Annotated in this window: 19 protein-coding genes and 1 pseudogene; 15 read left to right on the plus strand and 5 right to left on the minus strand. The window is 40.5% G+C overall.

Annotation, left to right across the window (positions count from 1 at the left end):
* Positions 1-8 precede the first annotated feature (8 nt).
* The 3 genes and pseudogenes from ADG81_RS04210 (at position 9) to ADG81_RS04220 (ending at position 2,893) form a co-directional block, all read left to right on the plus strand.
* Entirely contained in the window at positions 9-1,751 is a 1,743-nt protein-coding gene (locus ADG81_RS04210; protein ID WP_049550995.1) for a glycoside hydrolase family 13 protein, read from the plus strand.
* 109 nt (positions 1,752-1,860) lie between these two features.
* Positions 1,861-2,172 (plus strand): hypothetical protein, encoded by a 312-nt coding sequence (locus ADG81_RS04215; RefSeq protein WP_049550996.1) that lies wholly within the window; start codon positions 1,861-1,863, stop codon positions 2,170-2,172.
* 4 nt (positions 2,173-2,176) lie between these two features.
* Positions 2,177-2,893, plus strand: a pseudogene (locus ADG81_RS04220) (alpha/beta hydrolase).
* Positions 2,894-3,022: 129 nt separating this feature from the next.
* Here ADG81_RS04220 and ADG81_RS04225 read toward each other — a convergent pair.
* From ADG81_RS04225 to ADG81_RS10115, 3 genes are read right to left on the minus strand one after another with little or no spacing between them, the layout of a single operon-like run.
* Entirely contained in the window at positions 3,023-3,838 is an 816-nt protein-coding gene (locus tag ADG81_RS04225; RefSeq protein WP_049550997.1) for a TIGR03943 family putative permease subunit, read from the minus strand.
* Positions 3,835-4,740, minus strand: coding sequence for a permease (locus ADG81_RS04230; protein WP_049550998.1), 906 nt, complete (start codon positions 4,738-4,740; stop codon positions 3,835-3,837). Before ADG81_RS04230 ends, ADG81_RS04225 begins: the two co-directional genes overlap by 4 nt.
* Complete coding sequence (locus ADG81_RS10115; RefSeq protein WP_004234728.1) at positions 4,741-4,872, minus strand: SPJ_0845 family protein; 132 nt, start codon at positions 4,870-4,872, stop codon at positions 4,741-4,743.
* A gap of 154 nt (positions 4,873-5,026) precedes the next feature.
* On the opposite strand from ADG81_RS10115, the gene ADG81_RS04240 reads away from it, so the two are divergent.
* The 6 genes from ADG81_RS04240 to ADG81_RS04265 all read left to right on the plus strand — a co-directional run bounded on the left by ADG81_RS04240 (position 5,027) and on the right by ADG81_RS04265 (position 12,234).
* Positions 5,027-5,377 (plus strand): hypothetical protein, encoded by a 351-nt coding sequence (locus tag ADG81_RS04240; protein WP_049550999.1) that lies wholly within the window; start codon positions 5,027-5,029, stop codon positions 5,375-5,377.
* An 839-nt stretch (positions 5,378-6,216) separates the two neighbouring features.
* Positions 6,217-8,346 (plus strand): Tex family protein, encoded by a 2,130-nt coding sequence (locus tag ADG81_RS04245; protein ID WP_000359160.1) that lies wholly within the window; start codon positions 6,217-6,219, stop codon positions 8,344-8,346.
* A complete protein-coding gene (locus tag ADG81_RS04250) occupies positions 8,333-8,782 on the plus strand; it encodes a SprT family protein (protein ID WP_049551000.1) in 450 nt (149 codons plus the stop codon). Before ADG81_RS04245 ends, ADG81_RS04250 begins: the two co-directional genes overlap by 14 nt.
* A 58-nt stretch (positions 8,783-8,840) precedes the next feature.
* A complete protein-coding gene (locus ADG81_RS04255) occupies positions 8,841-9,113 on the plus strand; it encodes a PspC domain-containing protein (protein WP_049551001.1) in 273 nt (90 codons plus the stop codon).
* Between the two features lie 372 nt (positions 9,114-9,485).
* A complete protein-coding gene (locus ADG81_RS04260) occupies positions 9,486-10,244 on the plus strand; it encodes an ABC transporter ATP-binding protein (RefSeq protein ID WP_049551002.1) in 759 nt (252 codons plus the stop codon).
* A gap of 1 nt (position 10,245) precedes the next feature.
* Positions 10,246-12,234 carry an ABC transporter permease gene (locus ADG81_RS04265; protein WP_049551003.1) on the plus strand — a complete coding sequence of 663 codons (1,989 nt, stop codon included), beginning with the start codon at positions 10,246-10,248 and terminating at the stop codon, positions 12,232-12,234.
* 41 nt (positions 12,235-12,275) lie between these two features.
* On the opposite strand, the gene ADG81_RS04270 is transcribed toward ADG81_RS04265, so the two are convergent.
* A complete protein-coding gene (locus tag ADG81_RS04270) occupies positions 12,276-12,971 on the minus strand; it encodes a VIT1/CCC1 transporter family protein (protein ID WP_049551004.1) in 696 nt (231 codons plus the stop codon).
* A 711-nt stretch (positions 12,972-13,682) separates the two neighbouring features.
* Here ADG81_RS04270 and ADG81_RS04275 point away from each other — a divergent pair.
* Genes ADG81_RS04275 through aguB form a run of 6 tightly spaced genes read left to right on the plus strand, consistent with a single transcriptional unit; the run spans position 13,683 to position 20,354 of the window.
* On the plus strand, positions 13,683-15,143 hold the full coding sequence (locus ADG81_RS04275) for an aminotransferase class I/II-fold pyridoxal phosphate-dependent enzyme (RefSeq protein ID WP_049515253.1): 1,461 nt from the start codon (positions 13,683-13,685) through the stop codon (positions 15,141-15,143).
* Complete coding sequence (speE, locus tag ADG81_RS04280) at positions 15,144-16,004, plus strand: polyamine aminopropyltransferase (protein WP_049551005.1); 861 nt, start codon at positions 15,144-15,146, stop codon at positions 16,002-16,004.
* Complete coding sequence (locus ADG81_RS04285) at positions 16,001-17,260, plus strand: saccharopine dehydrogenase family protein (RefSeq protein ID WP_049551006.1); 1,260 nt, start codon at positions 16,001-16,003, stop codon at positions 17,258-17,260. Before speE ends, ADG81_RS04285 begins: the two co-directional genes overlap by 4 nt.
* Complete coding sequence (nspC, locus tag ADG81_RS04290; RefSeq protein ID WP_049551007.1) at positions 17,260-18,387, plus strand: carboxynorspermidine decarboxylase; 1,128 nt, start codon at positions 17,260-17,262, stop codon at positions 18,385-18,387. Before ADG81_RS04285 ends, nspC begins: the two co-directional genes overlap by 1 nt.
* Positions 18,384-19,469 (plus strand): agmatine deiminase, encoded by a 1,086-nt coding sequence (aguA, locus tag ADG81_RS04295; RefSeq protein ID WP_000969480.1) that lies wholly within the window; start codon positions 18,384-18,386, stop codon positions 19,467-19,469. Before nspC ends, aguA begins: the two co-directional genes overlap by 4 nt.
* Positions 19,470-19,478: 9 nt before the next feature.
* A complete protein-coding gene (gene aguB, locus ADG81_RS04300) occupies positions 19,479-20,354 on the plus strand; it encodes an N-carbamoylputrescine amidase (RefSeq protein WP_049551008.1) in 876 nt (291 codons plus the stop codon).
* Between the two features lie 94 nt (positions 20,355-20,448).
* Here the strand turns inward: aguB and ADG81_RS04305 are convergent, their stop codons facing one another.
* A complete protein-coding gene (locus ADG81_RS04305) occupies positions 20,449-21,258 on the minus strand; it encodes a Cof-type HAD-IIB family hydrolase (RefSeq protein ID WP_049551009.1) in 810 nt (269 codons plus the stop codon).
* Positions 21,259-21,359 lie beyond the last annotated feature (101 nt).

Raw genomic sequence — 21,359 nt, forward strand, 5'->3', positions numbered from 1 at the left:
ACAAATTAATGGAATTAAGTGCTATTTACCATAGGCCTGAATCGGAGTATGCCTATCTTTATAAGGATAAGAAACTTCATATTCGGATTCGAACTAAGAAGGGGGATATTGAGAGTATCACCTTGCATTATGGTGACCCTTTTATCTTTATGGAGGAGTTTTATCAGGATACAAAGAAAATGGCCAAGATAACTTCTGATGCCTTATTTGACCATTGGCAAGTTGAAGTGTCAGTTGACTTTGCACGTATCCAGTACCTCTTTGAACTCAAGGATACAGAAGGCCAAAGCATTTTGTATGGCGATAAAGGGTGTGTGGAAAATTCTCTAGAAAATCTTCAAGCCATTGGAAACGGATTTAAATTGCCTTATCTTCATGAGATTGATGCCTGCCAGGTTCCTGATTGGGTTTCAAATACGGTATGGTATCAGATTTTCCCAGAACGTTTTGCCAATGGAAATACTCGATTAAACCCAGAAGGGACTTTAGGCTGGGATTCATCTATCACACCTCAGAGTGATGATTTCTTTGGTGGTGATTTACAGGGGATTATTGCTCATCTGGATTACTTGCAAGACTTGGGCATTACTGGACTTTATCTTTGTCCGATTTTTGAATCTACGAGCAATCATAAGTACAATACGACAGATTATTTTAAAATTGACCGTCATTTTGGAGACAAGGAGACCTTTCGGGTGCTGGTCGAGCAAGCGCATCAGCGAGGTATGAAAGTCATGCTGGATGCTGTATTTAATCATATTGGTTCGCAATCTACTCAATGGCAAGATGTTGTCAAAAATGGTGAGCAATCTGCTTATAAGGATTGGTTCCATATTCAACAATTCCCAGTGACAACTGAAAAGCTAGTTAATAAGAGAGACTTACCTTATCATGCTTTTGGTTTCGAGGACTATATGCCTAAACTAAATACAGCCAATCCAGAGGTCAAGGACTATCTTTTAAAGGTTGCGACTTATTGGATTGAAGAGTTTGATATCGATGCTTGGCGTTTGGATGTGGCTAATGAGATTGACCATCAGTTCTGGAAGGATTTTCGTAATGCAGTTTTAGCTAAAAAGCCTGATCTTTATATCCTAGGAGAAGTCTGGCATACGTCTCAGCCTTGGTTAAATGGAGATGAGTTCCATGCGGTCATGAATTATCCTTTATCTGATAGTATCAAGGACTATTTCTTACGAGGAATTAAGAAGATTGATCAGTTCATCGATGAAATCAATGGTCAGTCTATGTATTACAAACAGCAGATTTCAGAGGTTATGTTTAATCTCTTGGATTCGCATGATACAGAACGAATCTTGTGGACGGCAAATGAAGATGCTCAACTGGTTAAATCAGCCCTAGCCTTTCTCTTTTTACAAAAGGGAACACCCTGCATTTATTACGGAACCGAGTTAGCTTTAACCGGAGGACCAGACCCAGATTGTCGACGTTGTATGCCTTGGGAACGCGTATCAAGTGACAATAATATGCTGAACTTTATGAAGAAGCTAATCAAGATTCGCAAACATGCGTCAGCAACCATTCAGCATGGCAAGTATAGTCTCCAAGAAATCAAAGCTGATGTAGTAGCTTTGCAGTGGAAATATGAAGGGCGAATCCTCAAAGCGATTTTCAACCAATCAAAGGAAGATTATCATTTACAAAAAGAAGCAGTAGCACTAGCAAGCAATTGCCAAGAATTGGAGAATCAGCTTGTGATCTCTCCAAAAGGATTTGTGATTTTTCATTAAAGAGCGACAGGAAAATTTTAGTATAGAGAGTTTTTTACAAACAGACTATTTGTCGTCTTGCTACAAATGATATATAATTTAACTTAAAGAAAATAGGAGGACTAATCGAATGGAATTAAAAGATTTTACAGAAAAAGAACAGGAAATGATTAAGAAGGGGCTTACGACATCTAAAATTAGTGACAAGGAAACTGCTGAGAAGATTCTTGCGCTAGTCCCACAAGACTTGATTAAGCGAATCCCCTTTTTCGTCCGAAAACATGCTACAACACGTACGATTAAACGCATTTCAATTGAACACCCTGAACTCTACGCTGCAGCTCAAACTAGTGGTGAGATTCCAGAAAAAGAACGCGAAGAATTGCGTCAGATTATCACAACTATCTTTGACCAAAAGATGAACAAGCATAGTATTAAGTAATTGGATGAGGACATTTTTTATTGGCGGTTTGGGATGCAATATCTATCATAGCAAGGATTTTCTTCAAGAACTAGATTCGCATGTTTATTTTCTAAATCCATATGAAAAGCATCTTCGAGATGAAACAGAATTGAAATCATGGTTTAAAAAATCGATAGAAGAGGAAGAATCTATTTGTCTAATAGGCCATTCTCTTGGAGGAGATTTGGCTCGTTATCTTGCATCGGAATTTTATGAAGTGACAAAACTGATTCTTTTGGATGGCGGCTATCTAGATTTAGATAAGATTTTACCTTTAGATACAGAGTTAGAGGAAACTAAAAACTATATTGAATCTCAAGTCGTTTCGGACTTAAATCTTCTTATTTCTAAAGAAAAATCTGAAGCAAAGCATTGGTCAGAAAATATGGAGGAAGCTGTAAGACAGTCCTATCACTGGAATGCGGAGTATAATAGATATGAGTTAGCTATCAATTATGAAAATATATAAGCGATTCTCCGCCTACGAAGAAAAATCCAAGCTTTTAAGAGAGAAGTGGTAGATACTTTGTTTATTAGTCCTCGCTATCCTAATGAAGCTACATGGAGAGAGGAAGCCCTAAAAGAATTGCCAGACTATTTTGAGACTATTCTTCTAGAGAACTTTGGCCATGAGCTTTATACTGAAGCACCTAAAGAAATCGCTAGTATGATTAATGAGTGGTTCTCTTATTCTCTATGAGGTACTTGTATTGCTTGAAATGGTATAAGATTTAAATCTACAAATCATTAATACTCAGATAACAAAAAACGAACAGGCTCTTTTTCTATCATTCAGAAGAGAACTTGTTCGTTTTGTCTTTTTATTCTTTTAAAACACGCGATACACATAGGGATTCTCTGGTTTATCGACTTTGGTAAAGCTATCGATTTCCAAGGTTGGGAGGTTTTGTTTGAGTTCTTTATGGTAGCGATTGACCAGTTTTCCTTTGGCTGTTATCCAGGTGTTATTCTCATACTGACGGGTATTTCCCTTGGTCAGTAATCCATAGACACCAGAATCCGCGATACAATGGATAATGCCGAAGCGGAACAGAAATTGGCTATTGGCATGACTGGGGTCGTTATAGACAAAGCCTGTAAACTGGACTGTCTTGCCCTCGAATTCATCTGGATAGTCGTAGATAGCCTCCATGACTTCCATATAGTTTTCGTTGGTGATCTGAATACTATCTTGGGACAAGTATTTATCCGCCGCAGTTCGCATCTCCTTTTCATAAGCTGATTTTGAAAAATAAGAACTGGTATCTGGTTTCAAATATTGGCTTGTCGTTCCTTCACTTGTCTGAATGGCTTGATCCGTTCCTTCCGATAAGGGGAAGTGATAGCCTTTTGCTGAAACGGTCTGAGAATCCAAGCTAACAGTTGGAAAAGTTAAGCCGACTACAATTGGAATGGCCAGAAGAGCAATACTCGTCACCTTTGCCAATCGGCTGTTCAAATGACTGTGGATTTTGACTTGCTTCATCCAGATATACAATTGAACAATAGCCAAGATAAAGGAAAGCACCATGGAAATATAGGCCAGATAGGAATAGTGCATGTTGATGTACTGGTTTAATTTGCCCGATAAATGGAGGTAGATGGTCAGTTCAAAATAGCCAGCTAAAACTAAAAATCGAATCATAGGATGACTCCAATCAAGAGAGAATATACTAAGACAACGAGTGTCACAATCGTTATGAAGTGACTGATAAATCGTGCTTTCAAGTAATTTTTCATCATGAGAATATTTTTGATATCCAGCATTGGACCAATCACTAGAAAGGCCAGAACTGGTGCTAAGCCGAAACTTGAGAGAAGAGAAGCACCGATAAAGGCATCCGCCTCACTACAGAGCGAAAGAAGAAAGGCCAAAAGCATCAAGAGCAGGATGGCAAAAAGAGGGGTCGCACTAATAGAGGTCAGAATCCGTGTCGGAACATAGACCTGTATAACAGAGGCAAAGAGACAGCCAAATACCAAATAACGCCCCGTATCAAAAAATTCATCAATTGCTTGCACAAAGACTTGAAAAACTTTCTTTGCAGGACTTAAGTGAGAAAAATCATGTTCATGACAGGCCAACCGATTTTCTTTTTGAATCGGTTCTTGCCAGAAAAATCCTAGAAAAATCCCAAGTATCACAGCCACAACGATGGAACCCAGAGCTCGCAATAGGGCGATATGGAAGGAGTTGCCAAAGGCAGAATAGGTCGCAAAGAGAACAATAGGATTGATGACAGGTGCTGTTACGAGAAAGGGAACAGCCGTGTAACTGGGAACCTTTTTTTCCAGAAAACGATTGATAATGGGGACAATTCCACATTCACAAGAGGGAAAAAGAATCCCGACGAAGGTGCCAAAAAAGATTCTCCCCCAACGATTTCGAGGGAGAAAATGATAAACCTTGTCAGGTGTGATATAGACCTCAATCAGCCCTGAGACAATACTTCCTATCAGAACAAAGGGTAGGGCTTCAATGATTATAGAGAGGAAAATAGCTCCAGTCTGAAGCACACTAGATGGGAGTTGTTGGAAAGCAGTCATCTAGTTTTTCTTTTCTGCTTTGGCTTTTTTCTCTTTGTCATCGGGGAAAGTAACTTGTTTCAAATCAGGGAGTTTCGCAAACTCTTCAAACATCTTGTCTAAGTCGTCCGTTTTTGTAAATTTTACAGCCATAGGTATACCTCGATTCTAAATTCTACCTCTATTATACTATTATTTTGAGGAAAAGGGAAAAGTTAAAATTGAGTATCTAACTAATAATAGAGCGTGATATATCCTAATATACACTATGATTGTGATATAATAATTGTGAATAACGGAGGAAATGATGGAACATAAAAAGATCGGTCAGGTTACTGACGAAATAAAAGAAATTTTTAATATTGTTCTTGAAGCTAGTGATATCAAAGTTAACAAAGAAGGTTTAAGAAGTCATATGTTGAAACGGCATCATAATGATGTGATTCATCATATCGAAGATCTGGAACTTATACTAAGTAATCCAGATTTCGTTGGGGTCAATCCTAGAGAGAAAGGCGCCAGTTTTGAATATGTAAAAAGATTTGATAATAATGTTCTTGTTGCGATTAAGTTACATAAAAGTGGTGATTTCTTTTATGTTCCGACCATGTATCGTTTACAAGATTACAAGTTACAAAGTCGTATTAAGTCTGGGTAGATTGAGAAAGCTTGACAAAAAAATAGATAGTGCTAGAATAACATTAACGAAAGACATTTGAGGGCAGAAAGGTTCCTGCCGCACCTTGAAGAAGGTATCTGAGATGCTGGGTACACCGACCAGCCAAATGTCCGTTATTTCAAAGGAGGGGCTTAAATGCTCCTTTTTTATTTAAAATTTCAAAATAGATTATCCCCACCGCAGACTCTGTCTTGCGGTTTTTTATTTTTCAAAAACACGCATTTTGGACGATTAGAAATAGAAATCTAAATGCTATTCTTCACCACAACAATTAGGATAAATAATTTTTAACACGAGGGCTCTCCTTTCACCAAATTTGAGTCTGCCGATCCCTTGGCTATCCTTTCCTTTCACAAACGAGTCGCTTATTCAATTATAAGTTTACGTGCTCCTAGTCACAGTCAGTTGTGCTTGATGGAAAGAATGACACCTATAAAAATGCGAGGTAGTGACTATACCACTCACTTATTCACCACCCCGTGATTTGTAGTAGTGATAGGCTTTCTCGCTATTATTATAAAACAAAATAAAGAGCACAACACTTTTTCATTCTGTGTTGTGCCTTGAGTGAAACGAAAGGAATTAATTATAAAAGTTTAAAAAGTCAATGTGTTATTCCAGGTCAGGAACATCTTCCAGAACTGGCTATTATGTCTGATCCATTAAATACTTTTGATGTCATGGAGTGGTAAAAAAAGGTGGCAATGCTCTCTAAGTACAAGTTATTGCACTATAGAATATAAATCTATTCCCCACATATTGTTTTTAAATACTGTAAGAGCTAATTTGAAACGTTTAGCTTATGGTATAATAGATTCATGGATAAAAAATATGAAAAAATCTCCCAGGATTTGGGAGTGACGTTAAAGCAAATTGATACTGTTCTAAGTTTGACAGCTGAAGGGGCGACTATTCCATTTATTGCGCGTTATCGCAAGGATATGACTGGTAGTTTGGATGAGGTGACAATTAAGGCCATTATCGACTTGGATAAAAGCCTGACAAATCTCAACGACCGTAAGGAAGCTGTCTTAGCTAAGATTCAAGAACAAGGCAAGTTGACCAAGGAATTGGAAGAAGCTATCTTAGCTGCCGAAAAATTAGCAGACGTTGAAGAACTCTATCTTCCTTACAAGGAAAAGCGTCGGACCAAGGCAACTATTGCCCGTGAAGCTGGGCTCTTTCCTCTTGCTCGCTTGATTTTGCAAAATGTAGCTGACTTAGAGAAAGAGGCTGAAAAGTTTGTCTGTGAAGGATTTGCGACTGGGAAGGAAGCCCTGTCTGGTGCAGTTGATATCTTGGTCGAAGCCTTATCGGAAGATGTGACCTTGCGTTCCATGACTTATCAGGAGGTGCTGAGACACTCCAAACTCACTTCTCAAGTTAAGGATGAAAGTCTGGATGAAAAGCAAGTTTTTCAGATTTACTATGATTTTTCTGAGACAGTTGGGAATATGCAAGGCTATCGTACCTTGGCGCTCAATCGTGGGGAGAAACTAGGGATTTTGAAGGTCGGTTTTGAACATGCGACGGACCGTATTCTAGCTTTCTTTGCAGCTCGTTTCAAGGTGAAGAATGCCTATATTGATGAAGTTGTTCAACAGTCAGTTAAGAAAAAGGTCTTGCCTGCTATCGAACGACGCATTCGGACAGAATTAACCGAAAAAGCAGAAGAAGGGGCTATCCAACTCTTTTCTGACAATCTGCGAAATCTCCTCTTGGTTGCTCCGCTGAAAGGGCGTGTGGTTCTAGGATTTGACCCTGCCTTTCGTACAGGTGCCAAGCTAGCTGTCGTGGATGCAACAGGAAAAATGCTGACAACTCAGGTCATTTATCCTGTCAAACCAGCCTCTGCTCGTCAAATCGAAGAAGCCAAGAAAGATTTGGCAGACTTGATTGGTCAATACGGCGTGGAAATTATTGCTATCGGAAATGGGACGGCCAGTCGTGAAAGCGAAGCCTTTGTGGCAGAAGTTCTTAAAGATTTTCCTGAGGTCAGCTATGTTATCGTCAATGAAAGTGGTGCTTCTGTCTATTCTGCCAGTGAACTAGCTCGTCAGGAGTTTCCAGACTTGACCGTTGAAAAACGCTCTGCTATTTCTATTGCCCGTCGCTTGCAAGATCCCCTTGCTGAATTGGTCAAAATCGATCCTAAGTCAATCGGTGTCGGTCAATATCAGCATGATGTCAGTCAAAAGAAATTGTCTGAAAGTCTGGACTTTGTCGTCGATACCGTGGTGAACCAAGTCGGTGTCAATGTCAATACAGCTAGTCCAGCTCTTCTTTCCCATGTCGCTGGACTTAATAAAACCATTTCTGAAAATATTGTCAAATACCGTGAGGAAGAAGGAAAAATCACTTCACGCGCTCAAATCAAGAAGGTTCCTCGTCTGGGAGCCAAGGCTTTTGAGCAGGCTGCTGGTTTCCTCCGTATCCCAGAAAGTAGCAATATCCTTGATAATACAGGAGTTCACCCAGAAAATTACGCTGCTGTCAAGGAACTTTTCAAACGCTTGGATATCAAAGACTTGAACGAAGAAGCCCAAAGCAAACTCAAGTCCCTATCAGTCAAAGATATGGCGCAAGAGCTAGACCTTGGTCCAGAAACCCTTAAAGATATCATTGCAGACCTTCTCAAACCAGGTCGAGATTTCCGTGATTCCTTTGACGCACCTGTGCTTCGCCAAGATGTCCTAGATATCAAGGACTTAGTGGTTGGACAAAAGCTAGAAGGAGTGGTGCGTAATGTCGTTGACTTCGGTGCCTTCGTTGATATCGGGATTCACGAGGATGGCTTGATCCATATTTCTCATATGAGTCGCAAATTTATCAAACATCCTAGCCAAGTGGTGTCCGTCGGAGATTTGGTTACCGTTTGGGTTAAGAAAATTGATACTGAACGTGAAAAAGTTAATCTGTCGCTTCTAGCTCCAAATGAAACTGACTGATTACGTTAAGCAGGTTTCACTAGAAGACTTCGGAAGACCTTTTATCCATCAAGCCCAGTGGAATTCTCGTCTACGTTCGACAGGTGGGCGATTTTTCCCAAAAGATGGGCATTTGGATTTTAATCCCAAGGTTTATCAGGAACTGGGTTTGGATGTTTTTAGAAAAATTGTCCGACATGAACTCTGTCACTATCACCTCTATTTTCAAGGGAAGGGCTATCAACACAAGGATCGGGATTTTAAGGAACTTTTGAAAGCAGTGGATGGATTACGCTTTGTGCCAACCTTGCCCAATAGCAACTCCAAACCAATTAAGCTCTATCGTTGCCAATCCTGCCAGCAAAGGTATCATCGCAAGCGAAGGATTGATACTAAACGCTATCGCTGTGGACTTTGTCGAGGTAAATTGCTACTAATAAATCAGCCTGAGGACTGATGAAAGCCGAGCCTACCCGTGATATACTGTGTCTAACCTAGTAGAAAGAGGAAAAATCATGAACAGTAAATTTTATAAAATGAGACGAAATCGCATGATTTCAGGAGTTCTGGCAGGTCTGTCAGATAAGTGGAACTTTGATGTTACCCTTGTTCGTTTCTTGTTTGCCATTTTTACAGTTGCAAACTTTGGACTTGGCGTGATTATCTATATCATCCTAGCTTCTATCATGCCAACCAAGGAAGAAATCGAAGCAGAAATGTACGGAACAGGCCCACGAAAACGCAAAGAAGCCCAAGCCATTGACGATAATCAAGGATGGTTTTGGTGAGGTAGAAACAGTTATTTTACTGTTAGTCTATGAATTCGACTAATCTATTTTAAAATTTTTGAACCCTTGCATCCGCAAGGGTTTTCTTCTTGATTTCTTTTTATGGTAAAATATTTTTAATGAAATGGGTATATTTCCCCCAATCTTACAAAAATGTAAGATTAAAGTCTCTTTTGTAAGGTTAGGTTATGGCAAGCGGTCTTTTTTTGATGTAAACTAGACTCATAAAGAACAAAGGAGTAACATCATGAAACAAATCTTACATAAGAAAACAAGTAAACCAAGCCACAAAGAAATCGAGCGTGTTCAGCTAGGATGCGCTATGATGCAAGCAACATTTCATTTGATGGGATATTAAGAAAGGAGATTCTCATGACACTTTTAGATGTAAAACACGTTCAAAAAATTTATAAAACTCGTTTTCAGGGCAACCAAGTAGAAGCCCTCAAGGATATTCACTTTACCGTCGAAAAGGGTGACTACGTTGCCATCATGGGTGAGTCTGGTTCTGGTAAATCAACTCTTCTCAATATTCTAGCTATGCTGGATAAACCAACTCGTGGACAAGTTTACTTGAATGGAATTGACACCGCAACCATTAAAAATTCACAGGCTTCTAGCTTCCGTCGTGAAAAGCTGGGCTTTGTCTTCCAAGACTTTAACTTGCTAGATACTCTGTCTGTTAAGGACAATATCTTGCTTCCGCTTGTCTTGTCAAGGAGACCTATTACGGAGATGATGAAGAAATTGGTGGTGACAGCTGAGAATCTAGGCATCAACCAATTGCAAGAGAAGTACCCTTACGAAATTTCAGGTGGTCAGAAACAGCGTGTAGCAGTAGCCCGCGCCATCATCACAGAACCTGAAATTCTCCTTGCGGATGAGCCAACAGGAGCCCTTGATTCCAAGTCCTCTGCAGCCTTACTTGATGTATTTGATGAAATCAATGAGCGCGGCCAAACCATTCTCATGGTAACCCACTCAACAGCAGCAGCTAGCAGAGCCAAGCGCGTGCTCTTTATCAAAGACGGCATTCTTTACAATCAAATCTACCGTGGAGATAAGACAGAACGTCAGATGTTCCAAGAAATCTCTGATACCTTGACTGTCATGGCAAGCGAGGTGAATTAGTATGTTTCGATTAACCAATAAGTTAGCGGTATCGAACTTGATTAAAAACCGCAAACTCTACTATCCTTTTGCGCTGGCTGTTCTCTTGGCAGTCACTGTCACCTATCTTTTTTACTCTCTAACCTTCAATCCCAAGATTGCTGAAATCCGTGGAGGAACAACCATTCAGGCTACACTTGGATTTGGTATGTTTGTCGTCACCCTTGCGTCAGCCATTATCGTCCTCTATGCCAATAGTTTTGTCATGAAGAATCGTTCCAAGGAACTAGGAATTTATGGCATGTTGGGCTTGGAGAAGCGTCATCTTATCAGTATGACCTTTAAGGAGTTAGTGGTATTTGGGATTCTAACTGTTGGAGCAGGTATCGGTATTGGAGCCTTGTTTGACAAGTTGATTTTCGCTTTCCTACTCAAACTGATGAAATTAAAGGTAGAACTAGTCGCTACTTTCCAGATGAAAGTTGTCATTACAGTACTTGTTGTCTTTGGTTTGATTTTCCTAGGCCTCATGTTCCTGAATGCCCTTCGAATTGCCCGTATGAATGCCCTCCAGCTCTCTCGTGAGAAAGCAAGCGGAGAGAAAAAAGGTCGTTTCCTACCTCTCCAAACTATTCTTGGTTCCATAAGTTTAGGGATTGGATATTATCTTTCCCTTACTGTAAAAGATCCTCTTACAGCCTTAACAACTTTCTTCCTAGCTGTTTTGCTGGTTATTTTTGGAACCTATCTCTTGTTCAATGCAGGTATTACCGTTTTCCTCCAAATCTTAAAGAAAAATAAGAAATACTATTACCAGCCCAATAACCTTATCTCAGTGTCTAACTTGATTTTCCGTATGAAGAAAAATGCGGTTGGACTAGCAACTATCGCAATTTTGTCAACAATGGTTTTGGTAACCATGTCAGCAGCGACTAGTATTTTCAATGCCTCAGAAAGCTTTAAAAAAGTTCTAAATCCTCATGATTTTGGGGTTTCAGGGCAAAATGTTGAAAAAGAAGACTTGGACAAACTCTTGAGCCAGTTTGCAAGTGATAAAGGTTATAAGATTAAAGAGAAAGAAGTGCTTCGTTACGCTTACTTTGGTGTTGCAAACCAAGAAGGTAGCAAGTTAACCCTTTTTGAAAAAGGACAAAATCGTGTCCAACCCACAACAGTTTTCATGGTATTTGACCAAAAAGATTATGAAAATATGACTGGCCAAAAATTGTCTCTATCAGGAAATGAGGTCGGACTCTTTGCAAAGAATGAGGGAGTTAAAGAACAGAAAGCTCTAACTCTAAATGATCATCAATTTTCTGTCAAAGAAGAATTTACTAAAGATTTCATTGTAAACCATGTTCCAAATCAGTTTAATATTTTGACTGCTGATTACAATTACCTTGTTGTACCTAATTTACAAGCCTTTTTGGATCAATTCCCAGATTCGGCTATCTATAATCAGTTTTACGGTGGTATGAATGTAAATGCCAACGAAGAAGAACAACTCAAGGTCGCTGAAGAATATGATAAATACCTCAATCAGTTTAATGCTCAATTAAACACGGAAGGTAGCTATGTTTACGGTAGCAATCTAGCAGATGCTAGTGCTCAGATGAGTGCCCTCTTTGGTGGTGTCTTCTTTATCGGTATTTTCCTATCCATTATCTTTATGGTCGGAACTGTTCTGGTCATTTACTACAAACAAATTTCTGAAGGCTATGAAGACCGTGAGCGCTTTATTATCTTGCAGAAAGTTGGTTTAGATCAAAAGCAAATCAAGCAAACTATTAACAAACAAGTTTTAACTGTTTTCTTCCTTCCTTTGCTTTTTGCCTTCATACATCTAGCCTTTGCCTACCATATGCTTAGTCTGATTTTAAAAGTGATTGGTGTAATAGATACGACTATGATGTTGACTGTGACCTTGTCTATCTGCGCTATCTTCCTCATCGCCTATGTGCTGATTTTCATGATTACTTCAAGAAGCTATCGCAAGATTGTACAAATGTAAAAAAGATACCTCGACTTCAAAATCGAGGTATTTCTTATGTTCTAAATGCTGAAAAGTTGTCCGAGCAGGAAAGTAACGCCCATAGTTAAGAGACCAATAGTAAGGTTCCGAATCATAGCCGTTTTGGTCGGGGCTTTTCCAAGTCTAGCACTTGTGTAGCCAGTGAGAAGAAGAGCCACACCGACGATAAGGACAGTAGCAGGTATGCGGTATTCACTTGGGAAAATGGTAATTGAAAGCATTGGTGGTAAGCTACCAAGGAAAAAAGAAATAAAGCTAGAGATAGCAGCATGCCAAGGATTGGTGAACTCTTCATACTCAATCCCATATTTTTCCTCTACCAAAGCCTTGAGCGGATTATTTAAAAAGGCTTTGTTGGTGAGAAGTTGGGCTGATGTTTCACACTCACCATTTTGAATATAGGCAGCATAGAGGGACTTTTTGGCTAGTTCCATATCTTGGTCTAGCAAGACTTGCTCACGCGCAACGGCTGCTTCCTCGGTATCTTTTTGAGTTGAAACGGACACATATTCTCCACCAGCCATCGAAAAGGCACCAGCTAAGATAGCTGCAAATCCTGATAAAAAGATAATCCAGATATTGCTCGTAGCACTAGCAACCCCGATAACCACACCAGCAATGGAAATAATTCCATCATTGGCACCAAGAACACCCGCACGCAGGATATTTAAACGACCTGCAAAATTTGAATCGATTTCGTGATTTGTTTCTGACATACTATTCTCCTTTTTATCCAGTATAAAGGAAAAATATAGGGAAATCAATCTTTTAAAAGTATCTGAAAAAAGTTGCACGATTTTAATGATATAAAAATGTCGACATCTTCTCTAATAGATCAAACACCGAGGGTAAAGTGTATAGAATATCATAAAGAATTTTAAATTAAATATGAAAATCATTTTGTTCACTTTATAATCGTTTACAAGAGAAAAGTTAGTATTAAATCAAATAAAATCCAAATATTTTACGAACTATTTTTATATTTTCTTCGTAAACCGCTTTACAAGTTCTTAAAAACATGATATAGTAATAAAGCTTAGAAAATGAGATGATGTTTTCTAGCAAATATAAACCCGAGTAAAAAACGCCTACGGACAGGCAGGGTTGAATGCCGAAGCGTGGTTGAAAAACCACATTATTGATAGGGTTAAAAGCCTACTTTTATAAGTTGATGTTAGGACACTTATCCTAATTCATAAATTTTTAGTGTGGTGAAAGCACACGTCATCTTGTGAAACGATCAATAAAGTACGTAATATTTGCTACTAGAGAGTTAGGAAACATCGGGAACAGACATACTCAACAGAAACAAACATAAAAACGTCAGAAGATTGCAGAGCAGGTGAAAACCTGCTCTTTTTTCATGAGTCAACCTTTAGTCGCCTTCGTCTTCTTGAGGCGCTACAAATACGGTAAAGGAGTATGTCTTGAAAGAGTTAGATCAAAACCAAGCCCCAATTTATGAGGCCATGGTGAAGTTGCGCAAGAAAAGGATTGTTCCCTTTGATGTTCCAGGTCACAAGCGTGGACGGGGAAATCCAGAACTTGTCGAACTGCTAGGTGAAAAATGTGTAGGCATTGATGTTAATTCGATGAAACCCTTGGATAATCTTGGTCACCCCATTTCGATTATTCGGGATGCAGAGGAGCTGGCAGCTGATGCTTTTGGAGCAGCCCATGCCTTTCTCATGATTGGGGGAACAACTTCATCGGTGCAGACTATGATTCTGTCAACCTGCAAGGCTGGAGATAAGATTATTCTGCCACGTAATGTCCATAAATCTGCTATTAATGCGTTGGTTCTATGTGGTGCCATTCCCATCTATATCGAGATGAGTGTAGATCCTAAAATTGGTATCGCTTTAGGTCTTGAAAATGATCGAGTAGCCAAGGCCATAAAGGACCATCCAGATGCCAAGGCCATTTTGATTAACAATCCTACTTACTACGGAATCTGTTCAGACCTAAGGGGATTGACAAAAATGGCTCATGAAGCTGGTATGATGGTTTTAGTAGATGAAGCCCACGGAGCGCATTTGCATTTTACAGATAAACTTCCAATTTCTGCTATGGATGCAGGTGCTGATATGGCAGCAGTCTCCATGCATAAGTCTGGTGGAAGTTTGACCCAAAGTTCGCTTCTTTTAATCGGGGAGCAGATGAATCCTGAATACGTACGTCAGATTATCAATCTTACCCAGTCAACATCCGCCTCTTATTTGTTGATGGCTAGTCTGGATATTTCGCGTCGCAACTTGGCTCTTCGTGGTAAAGAGTCTTTTGAGAAGGTCATTGAGTTATCAGAGTATGCTCGTCGTGAAATCAATGCTATCGGTGGATACTATGCCTACTCAAAAGAGTTAATAGACGGTGTTTCGGTTTGCGATTTTGACGTGACCAAGCTGTCAGTTTACACTCAGGGTATTGGTTTAACAGGTATCGAGGTTTATGACCTCCTACGAGACGAATACGACATTCAGATTGAGTTTGGTGATATTGGCAATATCTTGGCCTATATTTCGATTGGTGATCGTATCCAAGACATCGAGCGTTTGGTCGGTGCTTTGGCTGATATCAAGAGACTTTACTCGAGAGATGGAAAAGACTTGATAGCTGGAGAATATATTCAGCCCGAGTTAGTGCTGTCTCCACAAGAAGCCTTCTATTCAGAAAGAAAAAGTTTAACCTTGGATGATTCTGTTGGACAAGTCTGTGGAGAATTTGTTATGTGTTACCCTCCAGGAATCCCTATCTTGGCTCCTGGTGAACGCATTATACGTGAAATTGTAGACTATATCCAATTTGCCAAGGAACGTGGTTGCTCCCTCCAAGGGACGGAAGATCCTGAGGTCAATCACATCAACGTCATTAAGAGAAAGGAGAACTAGATGGATTTATGGTTTTCTGAAGTTCATACTCCAGATGTGAAATTGTCCCTGAGAACAGCCAAGCAACTCTACGCTGGTAAAAGTGAATGGCAGGATATCGAAGTCTTGGATACACCAGCTTTTGGAAAGATTTTGATTTTAAACGGGCATGTTTTATTCTCAGATGCGGATGATTTTGTTTACAATGAAATGACCGTCCACGTTCCCATGGCTGTCCACCCAAATCCCAAGAAAGTCTTGGTTATTGGAGGTGGCGACGGTGGTGTTGCCCAAGTTTTGACACTGTATCCAGAATTGGAACAAATCGATATTGTGGAACCGGATGAGATGCTGGTTGAAGTCTGTCGTGAGTATTTCCCAGATTTTGCTGCAGGGCTAGATGATCCACGTGTTACCATTTACTACCAAAATGGACTACGCTTTTTGCGAAACTGTGAAGATGACTACGATATTATCATCAACGATGCGACAGATCCCTTTGGACATACGGAAGGTCTCTTTACCAAGGAATTTTACGGAAATAGTTACAGAGCCTTGAAAGAGGACGGAATCATGATCTATCAGCATGGGAGCCCCTTCTTTGACGAGGATGAGTCAGCTTGCCGAAGCATGCACCGCAAGGTTAATCAAGCCTTCCCAATCAGTCGAGTTTATCAGGCACATATCCCTACCAGTCCTGCAGGCTATTGGTTATTTGGGTTTGCATCGAAAAAATACCACCCTGTCAAAGATTTTGACAAGGAAGGTTGGAAAAAACGCCAGCTTTTCACAGAATACTACACTGCAAACCTACATATTGGTGCCTTTATGTTGCCTAAGTATGTAGAAGACATTTTAGAAGAAGAGGAAGGAAGAAAATGAGTCGTTTATTAGTTATTGGATGTGGGGGCGTTGCCCAAGTTGCTATTTCAAAGATTTGTCAAGATAGCGAAACCTTTACAGAGATTATGATTGCTAGCCGTACCAAGTCAAAATGTGATGACTTGAAAGCGAAGCTAGAAGGTAAAACAAGTACAAAGATTGAAACAGCCGCACTTGATGCTGACAAGGTTGAAGAAGTGATTGCCCTGATTGAAAGCTACAAACCAGAAGCTGTTTTGAACGTAGCTTTACCATATCAAGATTTAACCATTATGGACGCTTGTTTGGCAACAGGTGTTCACTATATCGATACAGCCAACTACGAAGCAGAAGACACAGAAGACCCTGAATGGCGTGCTATTTATGAGAAACGTTGCAAGGAACTTGGTTTTACAGCCTACTTTGACTACTCATGGCAATGGGCTTATCAGGAGAAATTCAAGGAAGCAGGCTTGACCGCTCTTCTTGGTTCAGGTTTTGACCCAGGTGTGACTAGTGTCTTTTCAGCCTATGCCCTCAAACACTATTTTGATGAAATCCACTATATCGACATTTTAGACTGTAATGGTGGTGACCACGGTTATCCATTTGCGACAAACTTTAACCCAGAAATCAATCTACGCGAGGTTTCTGCGCCAGGTTCTTACTGGGAAGATGGAAAATGGGTCGAAGTGGAAGCAATGTCTATCAAGCGCGAGTACGATTTCCCTCAAGTTGGACAAAAAGACATGTATCTCCTTCACCATGAAGAAATCGAATCATTGGCTAAGAACATTCCAGGTGTCAAACGTATTCGTTTCTTTATGACCTTTGGTCAATCTTACTTGACGCACATGAAATGTCTTGAAAATGTTGGACTCCTTCGTACGGATACCATTAACTTTAATGGCCAAGAAATTGTTCCAATCCAATTTTTGAAAGCCTTGCTTCCAGATCCTGCTAGCCTTGGCCCACGTACTGTAGGTAAAACCAATATTGGATGTATCTTTACAGGTATCAAAGATGGCGTTGAAAAGACCATCTACATCTACAATGTTTGCGACCATCAGGAATGTTACGCAGAAGTTGGTTCACAAGCAATTTCTTACACGACTGGCGTTCCAGCCATGATTGGGACAAAATTGGTTATGAACGGTACTTGGAAACAAGCTGGAGTTTACAACCTTGAAGAATTGGATCCAGATCCATTTATGGAAGCTTTGAATGAGTATGGTTTGCCATGGGTTGTGGTTGAAAATCCACAAATGGTGGACTAATGAAGCTAGAACAAGTACCAACACCAGCTTACATCATTGACTTAGCAAAGTTAGAAGCCAACTGTCGCATTTTACAATATGTTCAAGAAGAAGCTGGCTGTAAGGTTTTGCTTGCCCAGAAGGCATATTCCCTTTACAAAACTTATCCCTTGATTAGCCAGTATCTATCTGGTACGACAGCTAGTGGACTCTATGAAGCTAAGCTAGCTAGGGAAGAATTTCCAGGAGAAGTCCATGTATTTGCGCCTGCTTTCAAGGATGCAGACTTGGAGGAATTGCTGGAGATAACGGATCATATCGTCTTTAACTCAGAGAGACAATTGCGTAAGTATGGGGCTCGTTGTCGGGAGGCTGGTATCAGTATAGGTCTCCGTATCAATCCCCAATGTTCAACTCAGGGTGATCACGCGCTTTATGACCCTTGTGCTCCAGGCTCTCGCTTTGGCGTAACTTCAGACAAGATACCAAGTGATTTGTTGGATTTAGTGGATGGTCTTCATTTTCACACCCTTTGCGAGCAGGGAGCAGATGATTTAGAGACAACTTTGAAAGCAGTAGAAGAGCAATTTGGAGCCTATTTGCATCAGGTCAAATGGCTCAATATGGGGGGCGGACACCACATCACAAGAGAGGACTATGATGTAGATTTGCTGATTTCTGAGATCAAGCGTATCCGAGAAACTTACAATCTTGAAATCTATATCGAGCCTGGTGAAGCCATTGCGCTCAATGCAGGTTATCTAGCAACTGAAGTATTGGATATTGTCGAAAACGGTATGGAAATCTTGGTTTTAGACGCCTCTGCGACCTGCCATATGCCTGATGTACTTGAGATGCCCTATCGTCCACCTTTGAGAAATGGATTTGCCGCTCAGGAAAAAGCCCATACCTATAGACTTTCTTCCAATACCTGTCTGACAGGAGATGTGATTGGTGATTATAGCTTTGAAAATCCAGTTCAAATCGGTGATAGACTTTATTTTGAAGATATGGCTATTTACTCATTTGTCAAAAATAATACCTTTAATGGTATTGGATTGCCAAGTCTCTATCTCATGGATGAGCAGGGTGACTGCAGATTAGTCAAATCTTTTGGTTATCAAGACTTTAAAGGGAGATTATCATGATGGACAGTCCCAAAAAATTAGGCTATCGCATGCCAGCAGAATACGAGCCCCATCATGGTACCCTTATGATATGGCCAACTCGACCAGGTTCATGGCCCTTTCAAGGAAAGGCTGCCAAAAGAGCTTTCAGCCAGATCATTAAGACTATAGCAGAAGGGGAAAGAGTCTATCTTTTGGTTGGCCAAGACTACTTAGCTGAAGCCCAATCTTATCTTGGAGACAAGGTTATTTATCTAGACATTCCCACCAATGATGCCTGGGCGCGTGATACGGGTCCGACCATTCTTATCAATGATGAAGGCCAGAAATTAGCCGTGGATTGGTCTTTCAATGCTTGGGGTGGTGCTGTTGATGGTCTTTATCAAGATTATGAAGATGATGACCAAGTAGCCAGTCGTTTTGCTGAGACCTTGGAAATGCCTGTTTATGATGCCAAGCCTTTTGTACTGGAAGGCGGAGCGATACATAGCGATGGTCAAGGAACCATTCTCGTGACTGAAAGTTGCTTGCTTAGTTCTGGTCGCAATCCTCATCTTAGTAAGGAAGAAATCGAAACCACCTTATTAGAGTGCCTTGGAGCTGAAAAAGTTATCTGGCTTCCTTATGGTATTTATCAGGACGAAACCAATGAACACGTTGACAATGTTGCTGCCTTTGTTGGTCCTGCTGAGCTTGTTTTGGCTTGGACAGACGACAAAAGCGATCCTCAATATGCCATGTCAGCAGCTGATTTAGCGCTTTTAGAAAAGGAAACAGATGCAAAAGGTCGTCAGTTCACCATTCATAAACTTCCAATTCCAGCTCTTCATCAAGTTGTAACCAAAGAGGATTTACCAGGCTACATCTATGAAGAAGGAGAAGAAGAGCGATACGCAGGTGAACGACTAGCAGCTTCCTACGTAAACTTTTATATTGCCAACCAGGCTGTCCTAGTTCCTCAGTTTCAGGATAAAAACGACCAAGTGGCCTTAGATATCCTCAGCAAGTGTTTTCCAGACCGTAAAGTTGTCGGAATACCAGCCAGAGATATTCTTTTAGGTGGTGGCAATATCCACTGTATCACCCAACAAATCCCAGAATAGGAGAAAAAGATGAGAAATGTAAGAGTTGCAGCCATTCAGATGCAATGCGCTAAGGATGTGTCAACAAATATCCAAACCGCAGAGCGTTTAGTACGTCAGGCTGCAGAACAAGGCGCACAAATTATTCTTTTACCCGAATTGTTTGAACGTCCATACTTTTGTCAGGAACGTCAGTATGACTACTACCAGCATGCCCAGTCGGTGACAGACAATACAGCTATTCAGCATTTTAAAACCATTGCCAAGGAGCTAAAGGTCGTTTTACCGATCAGTTTCTATGAAAAAGATGGCAATGTCTTATATAACTCTATTGCTGTCATTGATGCAGATGGGGAAGTGCTAGGCGTTTACCGAAAGACCCATATACCAGATGATCATTATTATCAAGAAAAGTTTTATTTTACGCCCGGTAACACTGGTTTCAAGGTCTGGGATACTCGCTATGCCAAGATTGGTATCGGTATCTGTTGGGATCAATGGTTCCCTGAAACAGCGCGCTGTCTTGCGTTAAATGGTGCTGAATTGCTCTTTTATCCTACAGCCATTGGTTCAGAGCCGATTTTGGATACAGATAGTTGTGGCCATTGGCAACGTACCATGCAAGGCCACGCAGCAGCAAATATTGTCCCAGTTATTGCAGCCAATCGTTATGGATTAGAGGAAGTCACTCCAAGTGAGGAAAATGGTGGACAGAGTTCCAGTCTTGACTTCTACGGTTCATCCTTTATGACGGATGAAACAGGAGCTATTCTAGAACGAGCTGAAAGACAAGAAGAAGCTGTTCTGTTAGCAACTTATGACCTAGATAAGGGAGCAAGCGAACGCCTAAACTGGGGCTTATTTCGAGATAGAAGACCCGAAATGTATCAATGGATTACGGACTAGCAAGCAAACCTATATTTACAAATTTTAGAATATCTGACGACTGTCATGATAAAAAAAGCAAATAGCAGTAACCTCTGCCTATTTGCTTTTCTTTTTATAAAATATATTTCTCAATAGCACGCGCAACGCCGTCTTCTTCGTTGCTTGCTGTAACGGCATCCGCAAGAGATTTGACATAATCACTGGCATTTCCCATAGCAATGCCAAGTCCTGCAAACTGGAGCATTTCGATATCATTATTGGCATCGCCCATAGCCATAATTTCTGATGGCTCGATATTCAAAATCTCTGCTAGTCGAGAAAGAGCGGTAGCCTTTGTCGTACCAAGTGGCATGGCTTCATAAATGACAGGCTGTGAACGAACTCCACTAAATCGTTGACAGAGTTCCTCAGCAAAACGCTGCTCAAAATCGTCCGTTTGGCTATCTGTCCCCAAAAACATCCCTTGAAACATACGGTACTTGCCACTAGTCGCTTCCTCAAGAGAAATTTCAGTCAGGTCTGAAAAGACCAGCTTGGCATCATTTTGAACAATTTCATTAGGCTTACCACCGAGGACAAAATAATGCTCCTCATCAAAAAGAGTCAACTGAACATCACTTTTTTCAGCTAGGTCATAGAGATATTCGATGTCTGCTGGACTAAGTTCTTGCCAGTCAACTAGTCCCCAGTCACTTGTCTGGTGAGTTGAACAACCGTTATTGACAATGACATACTCATTCTGGAGGTCGAGTCCCAATTTTTTGTAGTAGGGGAGGACACCGAAAAGCGGGCGACCTGTACAGAGAACCAGTTTGACACCTTTTTCAATAGCTTGGTGAATAGCAGTAATGTGAGCTTGTGGGATTTCCTTGGCTTCATTGAGGAGGGTTCCGTCCATATCCAAGGCTAGTAGTTTAATCATAGGTCTTCCTTCTTTTTCTTTTGGTATTATTATAGCATATTTTGGAGGAAAGGAGGAGGAATCTTCGGGCCAATCATGGTATAATAAAAGGTAATGAAAAA

It is taken from the genome of Streptococcus pseudopneumoniae, assembly GCF_001070815.1.
In the GTDB taxonomy this organism is placed as follows: Bacteria; Bacillota; Bacilli; order Lactobacillales; family Streptococcaceae; genus Streptococcus; species Streptococcus pseudopneumoniae_P.